This is a genomic window from Propionispora sp. 2/2-37 (genome assembly GCF_001298735.1).
GTDB lineage: Bacteria > Bacillota > Negativicutes > Propionisporales > Propionisporaceae > Propionispora.
The window spans coordinates 102,809-122,148 of record NZ_CYSP01000003.1 but is presented as its reverse complement, the minus strand read 5'-3'; the positions used below and the strand labels follow the sequence as shown (position 1 = coordinate 122,148).

Annotated in this window: 23 protein-coding genes and 1 riboswitch; of the genes, 14 read left to right on the top strand and 9 right to left on the bottom strand. The window is 43.7% G+C overall.

Translation table 11 applies throughout. The features are described 5' to 3' along the window. The first annotated feature begins 66 nt into the window (after positions 1–66). The 9 genes from P22_RS03960 (at position 67) to nikR (ending at position 7,548) form a co-directional block, all read left to right on the top strand. A complete protein-coding gene (locus tag P22_RS03960) occupies positions 67–504 on the top strand; it encodes a GtrA family protein (protein ID WP_054258920.1) in 438 nt (145 codons plus the stop codon). After that, a complete protein-coding gene (locus P22_RS03955; protein WP_054258919.1) occupies positions 476–1,243 on the top strand; it encodes a polyprenol monophosphomannose synthase in 768 nt (255 codons plus the stop codon). Before P22_RS03960 ends, P22_RS03955 begins: the two co-directional genes overlap by 29 nt. Positions 1,244–1,273: 30 nt before the next feature. Next, complete coding sequence (locus P22_RS03950; RefSeq protein WP_054258918.1) at positions 1,274–2,797, top strand: glycosyltransferase family 39 protein; 1,524 nt, start codon at positions 1,274–1,276, stop codon at positions 2,795–2,797. A gap of 24 nt (positions 2,798–2,821) precedes the next feature. Beyond that, on the top strand, positions 2,822–3,457 hold the full coding sequence (locus tag P22_RS03945) for a phosphatase PAP2 family protein (protein ID WP_054258917.1): 636 nt from the start codon (positions 2,822–2,824) through the stop codon (positions 3,455–3,457). Positions 3,458–3,564: 107 nt separating this feature from the next. Further along, complete coding sequence (locus tag P22_RS03940; protein WP_054258916.1) at positions 3,565–4,011, top strand: MarR family winged helix-turn-helix transcriptional regulator; 447 nt, start codon at positions 3,565–3,567, stop codon at positions 4,009–4,011. 64 nt (positions 4,012–4,075) lie between these two features. Beyond that, complete coding sequence (locus P22_RS03935; RefSeq protein ID WP_054258915.1) at positions 4,076–4,657, top strand: hypothetical protein; 582 nt, start codon at positions 4,076–4,078, stop codon at positions 4,655–4,657. Positions 4,658–4,684: 27 nt separating this feature from the next. After that, positions 4,685–5,794, top strand: a complete 1,110-nt coding sequence (locus P22_RS03930; protein ID WP_054258914.1) for an Acg family FMN-binding oxidoreductase — start codon at positions 4,685–4,687, stop codon at positions 5,792–5,794. Between the two features lie 339 nt (positions 5,795–6,133). Next, positions 6,134–6,787 (top strand): HAD family hydrolase, encoded by a 654-nt coding sequence (locus tag P22_RS03925; RefSeq protein WP_054258913.1) that lies wholly within the window; start codon positions 6,134–6,136, stop codon positions 6,785–6,787. 317 nt (positions 6,788–7,104) lie between these two features. Continuing rightward, positions 7,105–7,548 (top strand): nickel-responsive transcriptional regulator NikR, encoded by a 444-nt coding sequence (gene nikR, locus P22_RS03920; RefSeq protein WP_054258912.1) that lies wholly within the window; start codon positions 7,105–7,107, stop codon positions 7,546–7,548. 100 nt (positions 7,549–7,648) lie between these two features. On the opposite strand, the gene P22_RS03915 is transcribed toward nikR, so the two are convergent. The 4 genes from P22_RS03915 to gpmA all read right to left on the bottom strand — a co-directional run bounded on the left by P22_RS03915 (position 7,649) and on the right by gpmA (position 11,073). Further along, complete coding sequence (locus P22_RS03915) at positions 7,649–9,055, bottom strand: nucleoside recognition domain-containing protein (RefSeq protein WP_054258911.1); 1,407 nt, start codon at positions 9,053–9,055, stop codon at positions 7,649–7,651. Beyond that, the gene (locus P22_RS03910; protein ID WP_054258910.1) at positions 9,052–9,822 is read right to left on the bottom strand and encodes a FeoB small GTPase domain-containing protein; all 771 of its coding nucleotides are present in this window, start codon (positions 9,820–9,822) and stop codon (positions 9,052–9,054) included. Before P22_RS03910 ends, P22_RS03915 begins: the two co-directional genes overlap by 4 nt. Then, on the bottom strand, positions 9,819–10,088 hold the full coding sequence (locus tag P22_RS03905; RefSeq protein WP_054258909.1) for a FeoA family protein: 270 nt from the start codon (positions 10,086–10,088) through the stop codon (positions 9,819–9,821). Before P22_RS03905 ends, P22_RS03910 begins: the two co-directional genes overlap by 4 nt. 262 nt (positions 10,089–10,350) lie before the next feature. Beyond that, a complete protein-coding gene (gene gpmA / locus P22_RS03900; protein WP_054259084.1) occupies positions 10,351–11,073 on the bottom strand; it encodes a 2,3-diphosphoglycerate-dependent phosphoglycerate mutase in 723 nt (240 codons plus the stop codon). 235 nt (positions 11,074–11,308) lie between these two features. Then, positions 11,309–11,417: riboswitch (TPP riboswitch) on the top strand. A gap of 309 nt (positions 11,418–11,726) precedes the next feature. On the opposite strand from gpmA, the gene thiW reads away from it, so the two are divergent. From thiW to P22_RS03885, 3 genes are all read left to right on the top strand, one after another. Continuing rightward, positions 11,727–12,269 (top strand): energy coupling factor transporter S component ThiW, encoded by a 543-nt coding sequence (gene thiW / locus P22_RS03895; protein WP_054258908.1) that lies wholly within the window; start codon positions 11,727–11,729, stop codon positions 12,267–12,269. Beyond that, on the top strand, positions 12,241–13,071 hold the full coding sequence (gene thiM / locus P22_RS03890) for a hydroxyethylthiazole kinase (protein ID WP_156318846.1): 831 nt from the start codon (positions 12,241–12,243) through the stop codon (positions 13,069–13,071). Before thiW ends, thiM begins: the two co-directional genes overlap by 29 nt. Positions 13,072–13,447: 376 nt before the next feature. Further along, complete coding sequence (locus P22_RS03885) at positions 13,448–14,824, top strand: amino acid permease (RefSeq protein WP_054258907.1); 1,377 nt, start codon at positions 13,448–13,450, stop codon at positions 14,822–14,824. Positions 14,825–14,831: 7 nt separating this feature from the next. Here the strand turns inward: P22_RS03885 and P22_RS20005 are convergent, their stop codons facing one another. From P22_RS20005 to P22_RS03870, 4 genes are all read right to left on the bottom strand, one after another. Beyond that, positions 14,832–14,990 (bottom strand): aspartyl-phosphate phosphatase Spo0E family protein, encoded by a 159-nt coding sequence (locus P22_RS20005; protein WP_072169772.1) that lies wholly within the window; start codon positions 14,988–14,990, stop codon positions 14,832–14,834. A 314-nt stretch (positions 14,991–15,304) separates the two neighbouring features. Next, the gene (locus P22_RS03880) at positions 15,305–15,562 is read right to left on the bottom strand and encodes a spore coat protein (RefSeq protein ID WP_054258906.1); all 258 of its coding nucleotides are present in this window, start codon (positions 15,560–15,562) and stop codon (positions 15,305–15,307) included. A gap of 13 nt (positions 15,563–15,575) precedes the next feature. After that, on the bottom strand, positions 15,576–15,770 hold the full coding sequence (locus tag P22_RS03875) for a hypothetical protein (protein ID WP_235814554.1): 195 nt from the start codon (positions 15,768–15,770) through the stop codon (positions 15,576–15,578). A gap of 382 nt (positions 15,771–16,152) precedes the next feature. After that, the gene (locus P22_RS03870) at positions 16,153–16,500 is read right to left on the bottom strand and encodes a YmaF family protein (RefSeq protein WP_054258904.1); all 348 of its coding nucleotides are present in this window, start codon (positions 16,498–16,500) and stop codon (positions 16,153–16,155) included. A 321-nt stretch (positions 16,501–16,821) separates the two neighbouring features. On the opposite strand from P22_RS03870, the gene P22_RS03865 reads away from it, so the two are divergent. Next, the gene (locus tag P22_RS03865; protein WP_054258903.1) at positions 16,822–17,457 is read left to right on the top strand and encodes a glucosaminidase domain-containing protein; all 636 of its coding nucleotides are present in this window, start codon (positions 16,822–16,824) and stop codon (positions 17,455–17,457) included. A gap of 31 nt (positions 17,458–17,488) precedes the next feature. Here P22_RS03865 and P22_RS03860 read toward each other — a convergent pair whose 3' ends face one another. Beyond that, positions 17,489–17,929, bottom strand: coding sequence for a YbaN family protein (locus P22_RS03860; protein ID WP_235814546.1), 441 nt, complete (start codon positions 17,927–17,929; stop codon positions 17,489–17,491). Between the two features lie 153 nt (positions 17,930–18,082). On the opposite strand from P22_RS03860, the gene P22_RS03855 reads away from it, so the two are divergent. After that, entirely contained in the window at positions 18,083–19,288 is a 1,206-nt protein-coding gene (locus P22_RS03855; protein ID WP_054258902.1) for an FprA family A-type flavoprotein, read from the top strand. The last annotated feature ends 52 nt before the right edge of the window (positions 19,289–19,340 follow it).

Here is a 19,340-nt window from a genome sequence, read left to right as displayed (position 1 = left end):
GGAGAATTATACAATGAAAGTAGTTGCAGTAATTTGACAGGAAAGTCATGGCGAGGAGATGTTTTATTGCTTAAGCTGCTGCTGAAATTTGCTATTGTAGGATTGTCCGGAACGGGTATTAATCTGCTGATCTATGGGTATATGCTTCTGAACGGGGCCGGCTATCTGCTGGCTTCCGGCTGTTCTTTCGTCGTTGCTGTTACCAATAATTTTATCTGGAATACACTATGGACTTTTAAAGGCCGTGCCAGGGAAAAAGGTATTTCCCGGAAATATGTGAGTTTCTTTATGATCAGCACGATGAATCTGGCTCTTAATCTTCTTGTCTTAGAGTTTCTGGTCAAGTACATACAAGCCGGCAAGTTTGCGTCACAGGTTGTTTCGATTGCTGCAGTCAGCGGTCTGAACTTTCTGTTGAACCATTGGGTTACGTTTGGTGAACAAAACGATAAACCGGAAAAGAGGGTACCTGCCTATGAAACTGATCGTTATACCCACTTATAACGAGAGAAGAAATCTGGAAGCCTTATTAAGGCTGATTTATTGTCAGGAGCAAGACTTTCATATCCTTATTGTTGATGATAATTCGCCTGATGGTACTGGCGAACTGGTATGTCAACTGATGCGAAATGAGTATCCTGAGCGTTTGTTCTTATTGAAACGGCCGGCGAAAATGGGGCTGGGAACTGCTTATATAGCCGGTTTTAAATGGGCTTTGGAAAGAAATTATCAATACATTTTTGAGATGGATGCCGATTTTTCTCATCATCCAAAGTATTTGGCACAATTTCTGGCGGTGGCTGACCAGTATGATCTGGTGCTGGGCAGCCGTTATATTCCCGGTGGCGGAGTTTCCAACTGGGGCGTAATTCGCCGCGTCATTAGTTATGGCGGCAGTTTATATTCCCGCCTGCTGCTGGGGCTTCCGTTTAAAGATCTGACAGGCGGCTATAAATGTTTTCGCCGGGAAGTACTCGAAACGATCAATTTAGATGATGTCCGGTCTAACGGATATTCCTTTCAAATTGAGTTGACGTATCGTGCTTTTTTACAGTCCTTCCGCATCCGGGAGATTCCAATATTGTTTGAAGAACGGGCGACAGGACAATCCAAGATGTCCGGTAAGATTTTCCTGGAAGCGGTTTGGATGGTTTTTAAGCTGAGAATGGTTAAAAAACGACTGCAAGCGGTAAAATCCAAGAAACTTCAACATATCCGGACAACAGCAACACTTTCGGATTAACATTTTAAATACAAAAGGAGCCGGCGGTACATGTCTGTAAATCCATCTTTTCTAGTCATAGTGATCATTATCATCAGTACACTGTTTCGCATTGTTCTGGCCGGAGCTATCGGCCTCGGAGTAGATGAGTCGTATGTGGTATCTATGGCCCGGGATGTTAGCTGGAGTTATTTTGATCATCCGCCGCTGCATTTATGGATAATATGGCTGACTGCCCGGCTTACCGGAAGCGAGGCCGGTCTGGTGCTGCGCCTTCCTTTTATCGGGATGTTTGCCGCTACAACCTGGATGATGTACCGTCTTGGCGGAAAACTTTTCGGCGATCGGGCCGGATATTACACTGCCTTGTTTTTAAATATTTCCGCTGTTTTTAGTCTGAGTACCGGCAGTTGGATTTTGCCTGACGGACCATTGATGTTTTTTATGACGGCTGCCGTATTGCTGCTGGTAAAGTTGATTTTTACGAATCAGAGTTCCCCACAACTGTGGCTGACAGCCGGTTTTTTTATTGGTTTGGGCATGCTGGCCAAATATCACGCTGCGTTTTTGTTACTTGGCGGTTTTCTTTTTCTGGTGACCAGCAAGGCGCATCGCCGACTGCTGGTAAACGCAGGGCCTTATCTTGCCGCCGGAACTGTTGCACTTGTGTTTTTGCCGGTTGTCATCTGGAATCAGGAGCATCACTGGATATCTTTTTTGTTTCAAAGTGGCAGGGCTGTGGCTACAGGCTTTTATCCATTACGTATGTTAGGCAATATTGCCGGGCAGGCAGCCTGGGTTTTACCCTGGATTTGGCTGCCGTTAGCCGGTGTTTTACTGAAAGCCTGTCTGTCTGGTCCGGGAAATGAAAAGTCGGACTCTTTGCAGCAAAAACAGTGGTTTTTATGTTGTTTTGCTATGGGGCCGATTGTTTTTTTTACCGCCGCAACATTATGGGGTGCGCAGGGATTGTTTCACTGGCAGGCTCCGGGCTATCTTATGGCCATGCCTCTGTTGGGGCGAGCGGCCGCAGAATGGCTACCGGTAAAAAGAATTGCCCAGGTATGGCTGAAAATTTGTGTGTTTTTATTCTTATTTCTGATAACCATACTTGGCAGTCATACGGCAACCGGCTGGTTACGCCAGGTTGAGCCGCAATGGTTTCAGGCAGGCGATCCGACAGTGGAAGCATTGGACTGGCAGAACCTCTCGGTATTTCTTGAAGAGCAGGGAGTGCTTCATGCTGAAGGACAATTTATTGTTGCTCCCCATTGGATTGATGCGGGAAAGATAGACTATGTTCTAAAGGGGAGATTGCCGGTTTTATGCCTAAGCAATGAACCCCATCATTACGCTTATTTATACAATGTAAAAAGCTATTGGGGGCGGAATGCTCTGATTATTGGGCGAAAAGATGCGGTAAAAAAAGCTTTGCCACGATATCAAGCTTATTTTGCCGATATTGAGTACGTGGGAATGGTTCCCATAACACGCGGCGGGATACCTGAAATGGAGATTGCGGTGTATTCTGCTAAAGATTTCAGCGGAATTTTCCCGATGCCTTATGGACAATAAATTAAAACGTACAGGAGGATATTCATGAAAGCACTGTTTGAATTCCTTGGACACAGGCACTCTTTGCGTAAAGCTTTGGTGATGGCGCTGCTTGTAGGAGTGATAACCGGAATTGTAGTTCTTACCGTTCCGGTATACCGCAACCACCTGATATGGTCTGCGGCAGAGTTTCTGGGCGGCACAGGAAATGATCTGTTTTTAATATTCTCCAATTTTCTTATTATTGCCTGGGCTTGGCGCAAGCGCCTGACAAGTGTCATTAAACTGACATTGGCAGTTGATCTTTCCGTCTGGCTTTCCGTTCAGGGAATTAAACTGCTGCACCTGGAGCCCTGGTATCTGCGTCCCAACGGTGGCACCGGCGGGTTCCCCAGCGGGCATGCGACACATTCTTTTGCGATGGCTTTTTTGCTAACGCTCTATTTTCCGCGGTTTGCCTGGATATGGTATTCCTGTGCGGCTGCCATATCTTGGGCAAGAGTGGAGACGGACTGGCATACCGGTTTTCAAGTATGTGCCGGAATTGTACTGGGGCTTACCCTGGTTTGGACGCTTGTCAACCGCTGGCTCCTCCATCCTGAAGCTGTGATTATTCAATCTAAGTTACCGGGGCGAAATACCCCGCAACTTCACGGAGCACAATCATATGCAGCCGAATAGTAAGAGGAAAAACTAGCGGATACCATGGATCTATTGGTATTTGACAAAAGACTGGAGATTGGCATATAATTAGTTTTGCGAAACTAATTATTGAAAGGGATATCCTCATGGCGGCTGAAGATGTAATCGTCAAAGCGATCGGTATCTTGTCTGAATCAATGCGCGAGTGTATGCGAAAATATAAGGAAGAGACGCCTAATAGTAAAGAATTATTTAATTTATCAATAACCCAATTGCACTATCTTCATGCAATAAGAGAGCGGACTAATCCTACAATTACCGAACTTGCCGAGGGATTTGGAGTTCAAAGATCAACCGTAACCGTTGCCGTAAATAAACTAATGCAAAGCGGGTTAATCGAAAAATTTCCGTCAGAGAACGACTTGCGTGTAGTATATGTACGGTTATCGGATAAAGGAAAACAAATCATTGACGTTGAGGATGAGGGTTACTATCATTTTGCCAGTTATATTACGGCGACACTGAATGAACGTGAGAGGGAAACGCTTGCATTGCTTTTAAAGAAAGTATTAGAAAATATAGCCCGCAATTAGCGGGTTTTAAATAGACTTTAGTTAGTTTTATAAAACTAATTTAAATACTTAAGGAGGATATAATTTGCGAAGGCTTTGTTACATTTTTGGTATTCTGATAATGATTATGAGTAGTATGGGGGTGGTTAGCGTAAGTTTGGCACAAGAGCATAACGACATGTTTGAGCAGAATATTCTTTTAGCTGTTGTAGACAAATCAAAGGAAACTTACGGTAGTCAATTGCAGCAGAAAGTTTTCGCAGCTTTAAAGAAGCATTTGGAGAGCAAGGTCTTGCTGGATAGAGAACTGCCGGTGGGAGATATCACTAATGATTTATCTAAAGCGGAACGGCCGGAATTACTGAAATTGGCTAACAAGACAGGTGCAAAACAAGTGCTGGTGGTGGAAATATTGCCGGCTAAGTCGGATTTTAGAGAGATTTTATTTTATAAGGCAATTAAATCGGAAGCAACCTTGAAAATTCGCCTGTATGATGTAATAACTCAACAGTACGTCCTGGTAGACGAAGTAAGCGGGATGGCCACTAATAAAACCTATATTCCTTATACCTTTGTAGGCAAAAAAGTAACGGTACTGGAGGCTGTTCATAAAGCGGCTGATATTGCAGGGCAAAAAGTAGCTCAATACACAAAAGTAAGTCAATAAGTTTGTAAATTCGATGTGGAGGTAATTATGAACCGGCGGCAATTTATGAAATATAGTGCCTGGGGACTTGCCGCAGTAGGGGGATTCTCCATGGCAAACTCTTTAATGCAATTGCAAACCGTAAGCAGAGAGCGTTTTTCCGAGAATGCGAAAAGAGAAAGGAAAGAATATACCGATTTACTCTATCTGGCGTCTTTGGCTCCCAGCGGACATAATGCCCAGCCCTGGACAGTGAAAATGATTACAGATCATCATTGGATTATTGGTTCGTCTGAAGCCAGGTGGCTGCCTGCAGTTGACCCGGATAACCGGGAACTGTTGATTTCAATCGGGGCTTTTCTGGAGAACCTGGTTGTGGCGGCAAAAAGTCAGGGATACGAGGCAAATGTTCATATTCTGGCTCAACAGCCCAAGGCTGAAGAACTCGTAGACGTACAACTATATAAAAGGGATGTTTCGGAAGCTGTTGCCGTTAAGCCTATGAAACTGCGCAGAACGGTAAGAAATCATTTCCTTACGGATGAAATATCCCGGGAAGATATTAAATTTCTCACCGGTGAAAACAAAGAACATTTCATTTATTACCCAAGAAAATCACAGGAGGGGAGTTATCTTGCCGAGGGGACTGTTTGGGCCAATAAATTACAGGCTGATAATCATGAGAAGCAGGCGGAGTTAGCTCAGTGGATTCGCTGGTCGAACCAGGATATCAAGCAGTACGGAAATGGGTTAACACCGGAAACTATGGAAATAGAAGGGCTGGCCAGATGGTATGTTAAAAATTTTTACTCCCGTCAGTCGGTATTGACGGACAGTTTCCGGGAAGCAACGATAAAAAACATACGAGAACAAGTAGCAACAGGCGGCGGCTGGTTGGTGATTACCAGTAATGGAGCTTCTGTTCCTGAATTGATCGGTGTGGGAAGAAAATTGCAAAATATATGGCTTAAGATCAGGGACAAAAAAATAGCAATCCATCCTATGACACAGATGCTGGAAGAAATTGTAACGAAAAATGAAATTTCAGCTGCATTAGGAATTCGCGAAAATATTCAGATGCTCCTGAGAATAGGCTATATCCATACTTATCCTGAACCGGTGAGTCCCAGGATGCCACTGAAGAAGATACTATTATAGGATTTTCGAGAAGCTTGCCCGAAACTAATATGTTGGCCTTGGGGGCACGGATTGTTGTGCCAGGAGGGTCTGTTTGGACACGATACCATTGGGTCGTACGAATTTAATGGTTAGCCGCAGTGGTTTTGGCGCATTGCCAATACAGAGAATTTTTTTAAGGAAGTCAAAACAATAATGCGAAGGGCTTATAAAAATGGAATTAATTTTTTTGATAGGGTGCGCGCCTACACGGATAGTGAGGAAAAATGGAGACCTGCAGGAGCGTGACTGGACATGCAGGCAGGATTTTGTCTTTTTGTGGCAAAATAGGACTAAAGAGCTTATCTGGAGGGGATACGCATGAAGTATAGCGGTATACTATTCGACTTAGACGGGACATTGTTAGATACGCTGGACGATTTGGCCAATTCTATGAACGTCGTACTGCAAAAGCACGGTTTTCCTGTGCATGATACGGAAAAATATAAATATTTTATTGGCAACGGCATGGAAACGCTGGTAAAAAGGGTGCTGCCGGCGGCAAATAGCGAAGATAAAAAGTTGAGAGAAGCCTGTTTGGAAGAATTCCGGACCGAGTATGGCCGCCGTTGGCATGAACAAACAAAACCATATGACGGTATCAACCAGTTGCTTGACGCTTTGGAGACAAAAGGGATTCAGCTGTCCGTCCTGTCCAACAAAGCCGATTCGTTTACCCGGATTATTATTGAACGGTATTTTGGCAGTCAGCGATTTCGCTTCGTTTTTGGTGCACGAGAGGGAGTGCCGAAGAAACCGGACCCGGGATCAGCACTGGAGATAGCCGGACTTTCCGGCATCCCGGCGGCAAAATATCTGTATCTTGGCGATTCCGGTGTCGACATGCAAACGGCCACGGCAGCCGGCATGTATGCCGTAGGTGCTGCCTGGGGTTTCCGGGAGGAAGAGGAACTGCTGCAGAATGGTGCCAGGGTAGTTATTAAACAACCGGAGGAACTTTTAGCATTGCTGTAAACTGTAGCATGGTAAAGTGGTGCCAGGTATTATAAAAAAGTCCATGAAAAAATTCTGCAGGATAGTTAGCTCCTGCAGGATTTTTTCATGATGTGGTAAATTAAATCTAGGTAAAACTTTTTTCAGGCAGGGGTTGCTGTTCAGTAAGAGCAACCCCTTGTATATTCTGGATTCAAGGAGAATGAGGCTGATCAGTAAGAAATTCCTCGTAATTGGCGGGACAAAATCGAGGAATTTCTTTCATTTCCTGAAGACAGGTTACTCACCCGGTGAAAATGCTGCGATTTAATAAAATATAACATGAAGGGGGCGGTGTAATGGAGGAAACCGAAATAGTGCGTTTTGGTGTTTCCATGAGCCGGGAATTAGTGGAACAATTTGACCAGATGATATCCGGGCAGGGATATGGAAACCGTTCAGAAGCGATTCGCGACTTAGTTCGGAAAGCGCTGATAGACCCCAAGCGGCTTCAGCTTGAAGAAAGTGTTGCCGGAACGATTGTGATTGTATACAATCATCATTTGTCAGATAGTCTTACTGATTTACAACATCATTATCATCATGAAATTGTGTCGACTATGCATATCCATTTAAATTTTCATCAATGCCTCGAAATTATTGTAGTACGCGGGGTGCTGAAGCGGTTGGCGGAATTGCAGCAGCGGATTCAGGTGTTAAAGAATGTCATATATGCGGAGTTATCGGTTACGAATATTGATGCCGATGGGGAAGAACATGTTCATTCTGATGATTGTGATTGATTAAGAGCGGCGCATCTATTCAATTGATTTAACTGCTGTAAATGATTGAGATCTGGAACATGCCGTTGCCCAGACCTCATTTTTAATTAATCATTTATAGTTAGGCCAAGCCCAAAGCCCTGGCGCTTTGTGCAACAATAAAACAGACTGTAAAAGCGACGATGGTGGGGATAAGAAAGGAAAGAAACGTCCACTTGGCACTGCCGGATTCCTTATAGACGGAAAGCAGTGTGGTTGTGCATGGCCAATGAAGAAGACAAAATAACATCGAACAAGTTGCTGTAAGCCAGGTCCAGCCATGGCTGACCAAAATTTGGCGAAGTTCTTCCAGGCTTTCAAACTCCATCAATTGACCTGTTGCTAAATAACTCATGAGCAAAATGGGCACAACGATTTCATTGGCGGGCAGGCCAAGAATAAAAGCCAGGAGGATAAATCCGTCTATGCCAATAGCATGCCCCAAAGGCTGTAAAAGGGCTGCCAAATGTCCGATAATGCTCATATCACCTATGTAAACATTGGCAAGGATCCAGGTGATCGCACCGGCAGGAGCTGCCATAATAACGGCACGCCTTAGGACAAAAAGTGTCCGGTCGATCAGGGAGCGGTAAATAATCGCGCCGATTTGTGGCGGCCTGTAAGGCGGTAATTCCAGTACCAGAGAGGAAGGCTCGCCTTTTAATATGGTGTGGGACAAAATCCAGGATGCGGCAAAGGTTGCTGCAATACCAAGAAGAACCAAGCAGGTAATCACCATGGAAGCAACGGCTGTTTCCAGCTCGCTGGCGAAGGCTCCGCCGACAAAAATGGTTGCAATAGCGATAAGGGTAGGAAAACGGCCGTTACAAGGTACAAAGTTATTGGTCAGCATGGCAATCAGCCGTTCCCGCGGTGAGTCAATAATCCGGCAGGCCACAATACCGGCAGCGTTGCAGCCAAAGCCCATACACATGGTTAAAGCCTGTTTGCCGCAAGCTTTGCATTTTTTGAAAAGATTATCCATGTTGAAAGCAACTCTTGGCAGATAACCGAGATCTTCCAACAATGTAAATAAGGGGAAGAAAATAGCCATTGGCGGCAGCATAACAGATACCACCCAGGCCAAGCCGCGGTAGAGACCCAGGACCAGCACACCATGCAGCCAAGCGGGAGCGGCGGCAGCTTGAAACCATATAGTAAGCTGCTCTTGAAAGGCAAAAAAAGCATCGGCCAGCAAGCCGGAAGGTACATTAGCTCCTTCAATTGTTATCCAAAATACCATTCCTAACAGTGCTAGCATGATGGGATAGCCAAACAGGCGGGAGGTAAGGATATCATCAACTTTTGTTTCCCAGTTGGCTTTCGTTTGCATTTGGCTTCGAACTACTTTGTGTGCTATCTGTTCAGCGTTAGCGTAAATATCGGAAACAATCTGATCACTAAACGTATTACCGGAACTGAGACGCAGTTTGTCTGCCACAGTGCAGATTTCGGCAAAAGTTGGCATTGATTTATCTATTCCGTTCATAAATAAGCAACCTCCCTTAAGTCAGTTTCATTTTGAAAATTTAAATAGCGAGTGATGTTTTCAATCATTGTTTTATCTCCATCTAATAAGCGCAGCGCAACCCAGCGAGGATTTAGCTTGTGACTTACAATAGGTTGGATAGAGGGGAGGAGTGCTTGAATGGCCTCTTCAATTTCCGGGGAATAAATGGTCTGTTTAGGCTTGCTTTTACGAAGGCCGCTGCTAACCTGGTGGATTATTTCTTTTAAATTGTTTATTCCTTCTTCCCTACGGGCAATAGTAGCTATAATTGGAACGTCTAGTTCTTTTTCTAATTCTTGTAAATGAATTGTAATATTTTTTTTGTTGGCTTCATCCATAAGATTGACACAGATAACTACGCTGGGAGTAATTTCCATGATTTGCAGGGCCAGGTTCAGGTTGCGCTCCAGGCAGGTTGCGTCTAAAACGACAACGGTAGTATCCGGCTTGCCAAAGCAAATAAAGTCACGGGCAATTTGTTCTTCTGTGGTGTGTGCCAATAGAGAATACGTTCCCGGCAGGTCAACCAATAAAAATTTCTTTTTACGATGGGAAAAGGTTCCCTGTGTATTATCAACGGTTTTACCCGGCCAGTTGCCGGTATGCTGGTGAAGTCCTGTCAAAGCATTAAATACAGTACTTTTGCCAACATTCGGGTTCCCGGCCAGAGCAACGACATATTGCTCCGGAACAGAGGATATTCCGAAATGTTCCCGTAATATCCGACAATGATTCTCTTCATTCATACTGATTCGCCTCCATACACTATATAGGGATATACCTTGATCATACTGGCATCGTCACTGCGCAGGGCAACAGTGGTATTGCGGACTCCAAAGGCGATAGGGTCGCCGGACGGACTTTTCCGAATGCATTGCACGGGGGTTCCGGGAACCATTCCTAAATCCATAACCCTTCGGCGCAATAACCCTTTAAGCTCTACAGAGGATATTTTGCAGGTTGCGCCTACCACAAGGTCTGCCAGTGAAGTTGATTTTGCTGTAATATTCATACGTTCACCTCCTTCTAAGTTTACCCAGGCTAACTTTTTATCAGCTCTATAACATTGAGGATAAAATAAGGTTAGCTAAAGCTAACTAGGTGCTCAAAAAATGATTAGCTTCAGCTAACATCAGCTCTTCAACCTGTTGCTATAGAATATGGTGTAAGCGAAAAAGTGCCACTGCTGCTAAAATATTTTTTAGCAAAAAAAACTAGCGGCCGCTTATACTGGCTTGCTAGTTTTTTGTAAACAAGATAAAGGTATAGGGATATTAGGGATTTTGTAAATAATACGAACGTAGTGGTTGCAGGCCGGCAGCGAACTCATATACCAGCGGTATGCCGGTTGGGATTTCCACTGCCATGATGTTATCAGGACTGATTTTATCAATATGTCTGACCAGGGAACGTAAACTGTTGCCATGGGCTACCACCAGCAAGCTGCGTCCCTGAAGAATTTCCGGTGTCAGGGTTTCCTGCCAGTAGGCAATAACCCGTTTCTCGGTATCTTTCAATGATTCGGTGGCTGGCAACTGATCTTGCGGAATGGCGGCGTAACGGACATCATGACCGGGAAAACGCGGATCTTCTTTTGACAAAGCAGGAGGAGCGATATCATAACTTCTGCGCCAAATTTTAACTTGCTCGTCACCAAAGATTTGAGCGGTTTCCGCTTTATTACGCCCCTGCAGAGCGCCATAGTGGCGCTCATTCAGTTTCCAGGTTTTATATTCAGGTATCCAAAGCTGATCCATTTCCTCTAACACGATATGCATAGTTTTAATGGCCCGTTTCAGGCAAGAAGTAATAGCCTTATCAAACTGATATCCAGCCAGGTGCAGCAGCTTTCCCGCTTTACGGGCTTCATCCACTCCTTCAGCCGTCAGATCAACATCCGTCCAACCGGTAAAGCGGTTGGTCCGATTCCATTCGCTTTGTCCGTGACGGATAAAAACAACCCTGTAAGTATAGTCTGTTGAGTTCGTAGCCGACATGGTAAACACCTCGCAATAAGTAGTTTTAAGTATAAATTCGACAAAATACAAATATTACCTCTGTCATAGCATCGTGGTTACTCAACTGTTGGTTTGTTTTATATATCCATTACGGTTGTTGCAGGAAGGCGAGACGACCGGGAAGTTACCGAACTTAGAGGAATTTATAAAATCTTTGGAAGAGTATACAGGATATTATAGATAAAAATAGGTATTTATGTTATAATGAACGCAATCGAATATTCCGGGGAGCTTGTATGGCAGGCTGAGAGGAAGTAATCAAACTTTGACCCATATACCTGATTTGGATAATGCCAACGTAGGGAAGCCTGTGGTGTTATGTTATAAATACAAGAAGGATATGCCGATGGGTGTATCCTGTTTTTATGTAGTACAAAGTATGCTAGGTGGAGGAGGAGCGTCCTGCGCCTGGAGCTAAAAGACAGCTAAATAGCGAGGGAGCTCGTGTTTCGAGATGAGAGGAAGCTTTTTAGCTTCGACCGGCCTGATTGGTTATATGCCATGGGGAAAAGCTATTTAGTTAGTCATACCTTGCTGACGATATTTATTCCCCTGTATGGCGTAATCCATTCGGACAGGGGTTTAAGCAGGTTATGCTTAAAAAATAAATATTGTTTGTGAGGTGTTTTTTTTTGAAAGAGAAATCCGGACTTTTAAAAATGGTTATGCTGTCAATGTTGATTGCCGTCGGGGTAGTTATCTCGCCTATTCTTCGGATTGAAGGAATGTGTCCGATGGCTCATTTTATAAACATTGTTTGCGCTGTGTTCCTCGGTCCGTGGTATTCCCTGCTTTGTGCAACGCTGATTGGCGTAATCCGGATGATGTTCATGGGTATTCCGCCGCTGGCTTTGACAGGAGCGATTTTTGGAGCCATGTTATCAGGAATCTTGTATAGAATATCTGGAGGCATATTGATTTGTGCCGTTATCGGAGAGGTTGTCGGAACAGGCATTGTTGGAGCTATTGTTTCTTATCCTGTCATGACTTTTCTCTGGGGCAAAGAAGGGCTTACCTGGATGTTTTATGTCCCGTTATTTATTTCCGGCACGCTGATTGGCGGACTGATTGCATATGTTTTTCTTAGCGCACTGAGAAAGGCAGGCATACTGGCAACTTTTCAAAAGAGATTAGGAGCAAAAGTGTATGATCAACCCAAAATTCAGTATCACTGATCTGCTGAAGATACGATGCCAGGTTAAGGCACAGAAACCGTTAATTCACTGCATTACAAATCCTATTTCCATTAACGACTGTGCTAATGTGGTTCTTGCTGTTGGCGCAAAACCTATTATGGCAGAACATCCGGCGGAGGTTTCGGAGATCACAGCCACAGCAAAGGCATTAGCTGTAAATCTCGGCAATATTACTGACCAGCGCATGCAGGCAATGCTGCTTTCCGGTAAAGTAGCCTGCGAAAGGCATATTCCTTCGGTTATTGATCTTGTTGGTATTGGCTGCAGTCATCTAAGGCTTGACTTTGCCAAGCGATTTATTTCCAAATGCCACCCTAACGTTATTAAAGGCAATATGTCGGAAATTAGGGCACTTTGCAGCGTTGAAAGCCATGCAAGGGGGATAGATGTTGGTGATCAGGATATTCTTACTAACGATAATCTGGATGATAGCATAAAACTGCTACAGGCACTTTCATTAAAAACCGGTGCTGTTGTCGCCGCAACCGGTAATGTTGATATAATTACGGACGGAAGGGATACCTATCTGATTGCAAACGGCTGTGAAATGCTTTCTATGATTACAGGTACGGGTTGTATGTTAAACGTTTTGATTGCAAGCTTTATTTCCGGTAAACACATTATCGCCGGGACGATTTTGGCGACCGCTTTAATGGGAATCGGCGGAGAAATTTCTCAACGTGTACAGGGGACCGGAATGTTTAGAACGGCCTTGTTAGACAACCTCTTCGGTATATCAGACAGTGTGTTTTCAGAAAAAATCAGGTACTCAAAACATTAAAATACTTTACAGAGGCCCTGCGGGGAGAATGCTCCTTGCAGGCTTTTTTGTTGGGGCTGGATTATTTCATTTGTTAAAGGCCAGCAAACGGACAGGTTAGAAGAAGCTTGATTATTGTGAGTTGTGACCGGACAACTAGGGTTGTTTTAGTTTGTTTCCAGTGGCTTGCGATGATTGCTTAAGGTTGCGGGATAAGAGCATCGACAAAGAAATGTTTATTGACGCTTTTATCCTGGTTGAAAGAAAATTATAGTGCTTGAATATACTGAATAATACAAAAATAATGACACTATAGTTTCATTATGGTAATATAAATAACCGGGGGTAAAAATAGTACACTGAATAATTGCTGAAACTTAGAAATGGAGAGATGCATATGGAAAAAGATAATGCATTGCATGAAGATTTACATCGGGGTTTAGAAGAACGGCATATTCAATTGATCGCTCTTGGCGGGGCAATTGGCGTAGGTTTGTTCCTTGGAGCCGGTGCAGCGATAAAAACAGCGGGTCCGTCGTTGATGCTTGTCTATTTATTTGCAGGTATCATTATGTTTTATATTATGCGGGCCTTAGGTGAAGTGGCTGTTGCCTATCCGGTATCCGGGACTTTTAGTGCACATGCGAATATTTTTCTGGGACCGCTTTACGGATATATTACTGGCTGGACATATTGGTTTATGTGGGTCGTGACTTGTATGGCCGAGATTACGGCAGTTGGAGTGTATGTTACTTTCTGGCTGCCTGAAGTTCCGCAATGGATTCCTGCGCTATTGGCACTGGTTGTTATGACTGCTGTTAATATAATCAGTGTTCGTGCATTTGGAGAGTTTGAATTTTGGTTTGCCCTGATAAAAATAGTAACCATTTTGATCATGATTTTTGCCGGCTTAGCTATGATTATCTTTGGTTTGGGTAATGACGGTGTTGCCATTGGTATTTCCAATCTTTGGACTCATCAGGGATTTTTTCCGCAGGGTATAGGTGGTATGGCAATGGCTTGTGTTATGGTGATGTTTTCTTACCTGGGGATTGAGCTGGTCGGAGTCACGGCTGGTGAAGCCAAGAACCCGGAAACATCACTGCCGGCAGCCATTGACAAAGTATTTTGGCGCATTCTGATTTTTTATGTTGGTGCATTATTCGTAATTATGTCTTTATATCCATGGAATCAAATTGGTACTATGGGGAGTCCTTTTGTTTTAACATTCAATAAACTGGGGATAAGAGCAGCGGCCGGGATCATTAATTTTGTAGTATTGACAGCAGCGCTGTCCTCCTGCAACAGCGGTCTTTTCAGTACAGGGAGAATGCTGTATAATCTGGCATTGCAGGAAAAAGCGCCGGCGGTATTTAAGAAATTAAGTTCGCATCAGGTACCTGTTAGAGGTATTTTGATTTCAGCCGTTTTTTTATTAATTGGGGTGGTTCTCAACTATTTGGTTCCTGCCCAGGTATTTACTTATGTTACCAGTGTAGCTACATTTGGGGCACTTTGGATTTGGGGGATAATTTTGCTTATTCAGAAAAAGTACCGGGAAAGCCTGACTGCTGAGCAGATAAAGCAAATAAAATATCCCATGCCCCATGCTCCTGTTTCAACCTGGCTTGGCTTGGCATTCCTTATTTTTGTTGTGCTGGTTATGTTTTTTGATAATGATACGCGAGTTGCGTTATATATTGCACCAGTTTGGTTTGGCATTGTTGTTGCCTCTTACTATGTGTTTGGCATGGCTAAGGATAAAAAAGAATAATCTTAACTTATTTTTGCAGCAGCCTTTGATATTTTACTATCAGGACATCAAGCTCTTGACTAATTTTTAGAATTTCGGGATCAGTAAGAGGCACAGTGAGGGCCAGGTCGTTCAGTCTTTTGCGCAATTTCTCGATTTTTTCTTGCAGCTCAAATAAATCCGACATGGAGTGGAGCCCCCCCTTTCCCGCAGTATTCACGGAAAAGGTGATCTTTATGTAGCAAGGATAGGATTTAAATTTGTATTACTATCAGTGCCCTTAAAAATAATTATTACTGGAAATGATAACTTTAATTGCCGTCGATCCTCGCGTCATTCCTCTTGGCTCAAAGGTTATGAAAAAGATGTCATTTCACTGTCCCTGAGAGTTTCAGGCAGAAATAAAAATCCGCCGTCACCAGAGCGTAACGGTGGATTTCTTGATTTTCCTTAGCCGGATAAAGGATCAAGTGTATTTCTTCAGACGTCAGGTATTTCTTATTATTGTTGCGCAGAAGCTGTTAATTCGGTTTTTACTTGCTGGATATCAGCCGGATTTGCAGGGGCGGCCGGTTTGTAATATCCTTTTTGCTGAGCCGTTTGCACAATCTGATACTGGCGCTGTTCATCCTGATTTCTCATTTGCTGGAAAGTCGACCGTAATTGAGAATTATTGGTTTCAGCAATAACATTAGCATATGTAGCTAAACTGCCTTTTATCATGGCCAGGTAATCATTGAGCATATCTTTATCATTCATTTCCAATTTCCTCCTATTGCAAAAATGACATTAGCTTTTGTTTAGAATTTCTGGCCTCCGATGCATCCTGTATAAACAATTGCTTGAGCTGAGAATCGTTGCATTGTTGGGCGTATGCCTCAAGCTTGTTGGCTACGGTCTCATGACCACCAATCATGTGACGTAAATGCTGAAGTTCCATTTGATTTAGCTGTGCCAAACTTAACACTCCTTTCGAATATAATACAAGATTATTATTGTTTTTTTGGATAAACTTATTCAAAATAAAATATGGTAATATAAGGGAAAATGGCTAAGGGAAGTAATTGCGGAAGAGGGATACGTCGTTCTTATCAGATTTTTTCTTTGCTTCATTGCTTTATTCGATAAAATTTTGCTATTGTCAGTATTTTTATCCGTAAGCTGCACTGTGATTCTTGAGCTAGCCGGCAGGGGCAGTTAATTTGAGACGTGGAAAAGAGCCAGCTGTCGTTGGCTCTTTTGGGGGGACGATAATATCATCGGCATGGCCTGAACGGACATAAGTCTTCAAGCCACTGTGGGGTTACTGGTTTACAGCAAAGCCGGATTTTTCCTTGTTTTAAATTGTGCTAGCCAATAGGATCTTCAATTAATGTTGCAAAAATAAAATCATGTTCATGATCCTCAACTTCAGTAGTCGTTCCGCATACAAAATGCACATGTCTGTCCTCATCGACAAACACGGCGGGGCCTGAACGAACACAGATTTCATGAAAATGATCCTCGTAGAAGTCTGTCTTTGTTCTTATTTCATGGATGTGTTGACAATTACCGATTGGAATTACTTCGTCTGAAACTCCGGCAAAGCGATGATTGTGAGGATCCTCTTCCAATTCTGCGAGTCTGGTGCTTCCCAAAAATTCATGTACGTGAGTTTGCTGCTCTTCCTCGCAGTACTTTCTTGTATCATTGGACATCGTTACACCTCCTTTATGTAATATTCTATGTTACATAAAACGGTAATGTGTTTTTAATATTATGAACGAAGAGAAAGACGCGAGTGCAGAATTTGCCGCAGCATTCCGTATTCCTCATGCCGGAAAGAATTGACTAACATCGGAAAAACGCCAACAGCAGATTAGTAGTTGGCGTTTTTCTAATGTATGGTATGCGTACATGTTGCATAAAAGCAGGATAGCGGTTAATTATTGCCATTCTCTTCTATATATCTTTATATCTTTTCATCTAGTTGTAAACGATGATACAATAAAGTGATACGTTACATATGGGGAGGTTTTATGGTAAAACAAAGTTTGTCCGTTTTTTTGTGTTTGATAGTAACAGTGCAGCCGGTGGTTGCCGGGGCTGGCTCTTTTACTTCCGGATCGCCGTTCCGTCAGATAGAGTTAACATCGAGCTCCTCCTTTGATTTATCTATTGCAGGGCCTGCGCTGGCGACCCAGGAGCAGTGCGTACAATATTTGCTTAGACACAACCCTTTGCCGCTAATTACTGTTTCACCGAAACAACTGGTAGCATATTATTATGAAGAGGGTGAACGTGAGGGAATCCGGCCCGATGTCGCTTTTGCCCAGGCGTTGCATGAAACAGGAAATTTCCGCTATGGCGGGGATGTAGTACCTTTACAAAATAACTATTGCGGTCTGGGAACTACCGGCGGTGGGGTGAAAGGAGCCTGGTTCGATTCGGCTCAAATCGGGGTACGGGCTCAAATACAGCATTTGGTCGCTTACTCCTTGACGCGGAGACCGGTGCTGCCTGTTGTTGATCCACGGTATGAACTGGTTCGCAGGTCGCCTTCTTTTGGACAAGCGGTAAGCTGGACGGATTTAAACGGGAGATGGGCTGTGCCGGGCACTACCTATGGACAAAAAATCCTGCTGATTCACCAACGGATTTTGGCTGGTATGTAGGCTGCTGAGAGCAAAAAGCAGGACCAAAAGTTTATTTGAGAGTGTGCAGCGAAAGTATATGGGCACTGACACCAATACCTACAACCAGTAATAGAAGTTTGATGTATAGAATCTGTATCCCGAAACTGGATAAAGCGAGAGAACTCCATAACAGGAGCAATGCCAGAATTTTTGTCCGGCGTTTCACTGCCCTGTAGGTTAGATAGTTATAAATATAACTGCCCAATATTCTATGGTGAATCAGCCAGTTATGCAGTCGCGTTGAACTGCGGATAAAACAGTAGGAAGTAAGCAGCAGAAACGGTGTAGTGGGCAGCAGGGGAAGAAAGAGCCCAATAACCCCTAAACATAGCGATAAGCAGCCAATTCCTATTAAAAGATATTTCTTAATCATACCGGTTTGCACGATAATGCCCTCTTCTTTCCTTGGCGCTAAAGAATCAACTGTAATGTAATCTTTATTATACAGCATTGCAGCGGGCTGCTCTAGCTTGGCAGTTGGAATTTTATTTTCTATGCACGGTGTGTTGTTTTTTTGAATAAACTAATTCGATGTGATAAAATAAGATATAATGCCGATAGAAGTGCTCGGAATTGATGGAATGCAGGGAAAGAGGTGGAAGCAATGCATTGTGTACAACCTGTCGCACCGCAGATTTTTTGGGTAGGCGGCAATGACAGAAGGCTGGAGCGTTTTGAAAATATGTTTCCGCTGCCAAATGGCGTGGCGTATAATTCATACTTAATTGTAGATGAAAAAACCGCACTTGTGGATACAGTTGATGCTGCTATCAGTGCGCTGTTTTTGGAAAATGTCGTTCATGTGCTGCAGGGGCGTAGTCTGGATTATCTGGTTATCAATCATATGGAACCGGATCATTGTGCCAATATTGAGGAATTAGTGCGGCGCTATCCGGATGTGAAAATTGTGGGCAATAAGAAGACTTTTCAGTTCATTGAGCAATTCTATACCCTGGATAAACGGGAAAACTATCTTGAAGTGAGTGAGCGCGACGAGATCAGTCTGGGCAGGCATGTACTTAAATTCTTTTTTGCACCAATGGTGCACTGGCCGGAAGTGATGTTTACCTATGAACAGCAGGAAAAAATTTTATTCTCTGCCGATGCGTTTGGTTCTTTTGGAGCGTTGTCCGGCAATTTGTTCAGCGATCAAACCGATTTTGAGTCGGCTTACCTGGAAGAGTTCAGGCGTTATTATGCCAATATTGTGGGAAAATACGGAATACAGGTACAAGCCGTATTAAAAAAGGTGGCCGGTCTGGAAATCAGGATGATTTGCCCGTTGCACGGCCCGGTCTGGCGTAGGGATTTGCCGTATGTTTTAGACAAATATGACCGCTGGAGTAAGTATGAGCCGGAGAAAAAAGGGGTTGTGCTGCTCTATGCCTCGATGTATGGCAATACCGAAAACGTCATGAATATCATTGCCAATAAATTAGCGATTAAAGGAATTTCCGATATGCGAATGTACGATGTATCCAAAACACATCCTTCTTATATCATCGCGGATGTGTGGAAATATAGCCACCTGGTTATTGGTTCGCCTACCTATAACATGGGGCTGTATTACGTGATGGAGGCTCTGCTGCGTGAAATGGCGGGTTTGAAATTACAAAACCGGAAAGTGGCACTTATCGGCAATTACACCTGGTCCAGCATGGCAGTTAGAGTGATGCGTAATTTGATAGAGGAAATGGAAAATATGGAGATCATCGGAATGCCGTTTACGATAAAGTCCTCCATGAAAGTTGAGCAGGAGGCGGAACTAGACAAATTAGTAGACGATATCTATGTATCGGTGACTGTGTAAAGGCACTGCCGGCAAAACGCCGTGCCCGGCAGTCCTTGTAACCCGGTTTGCA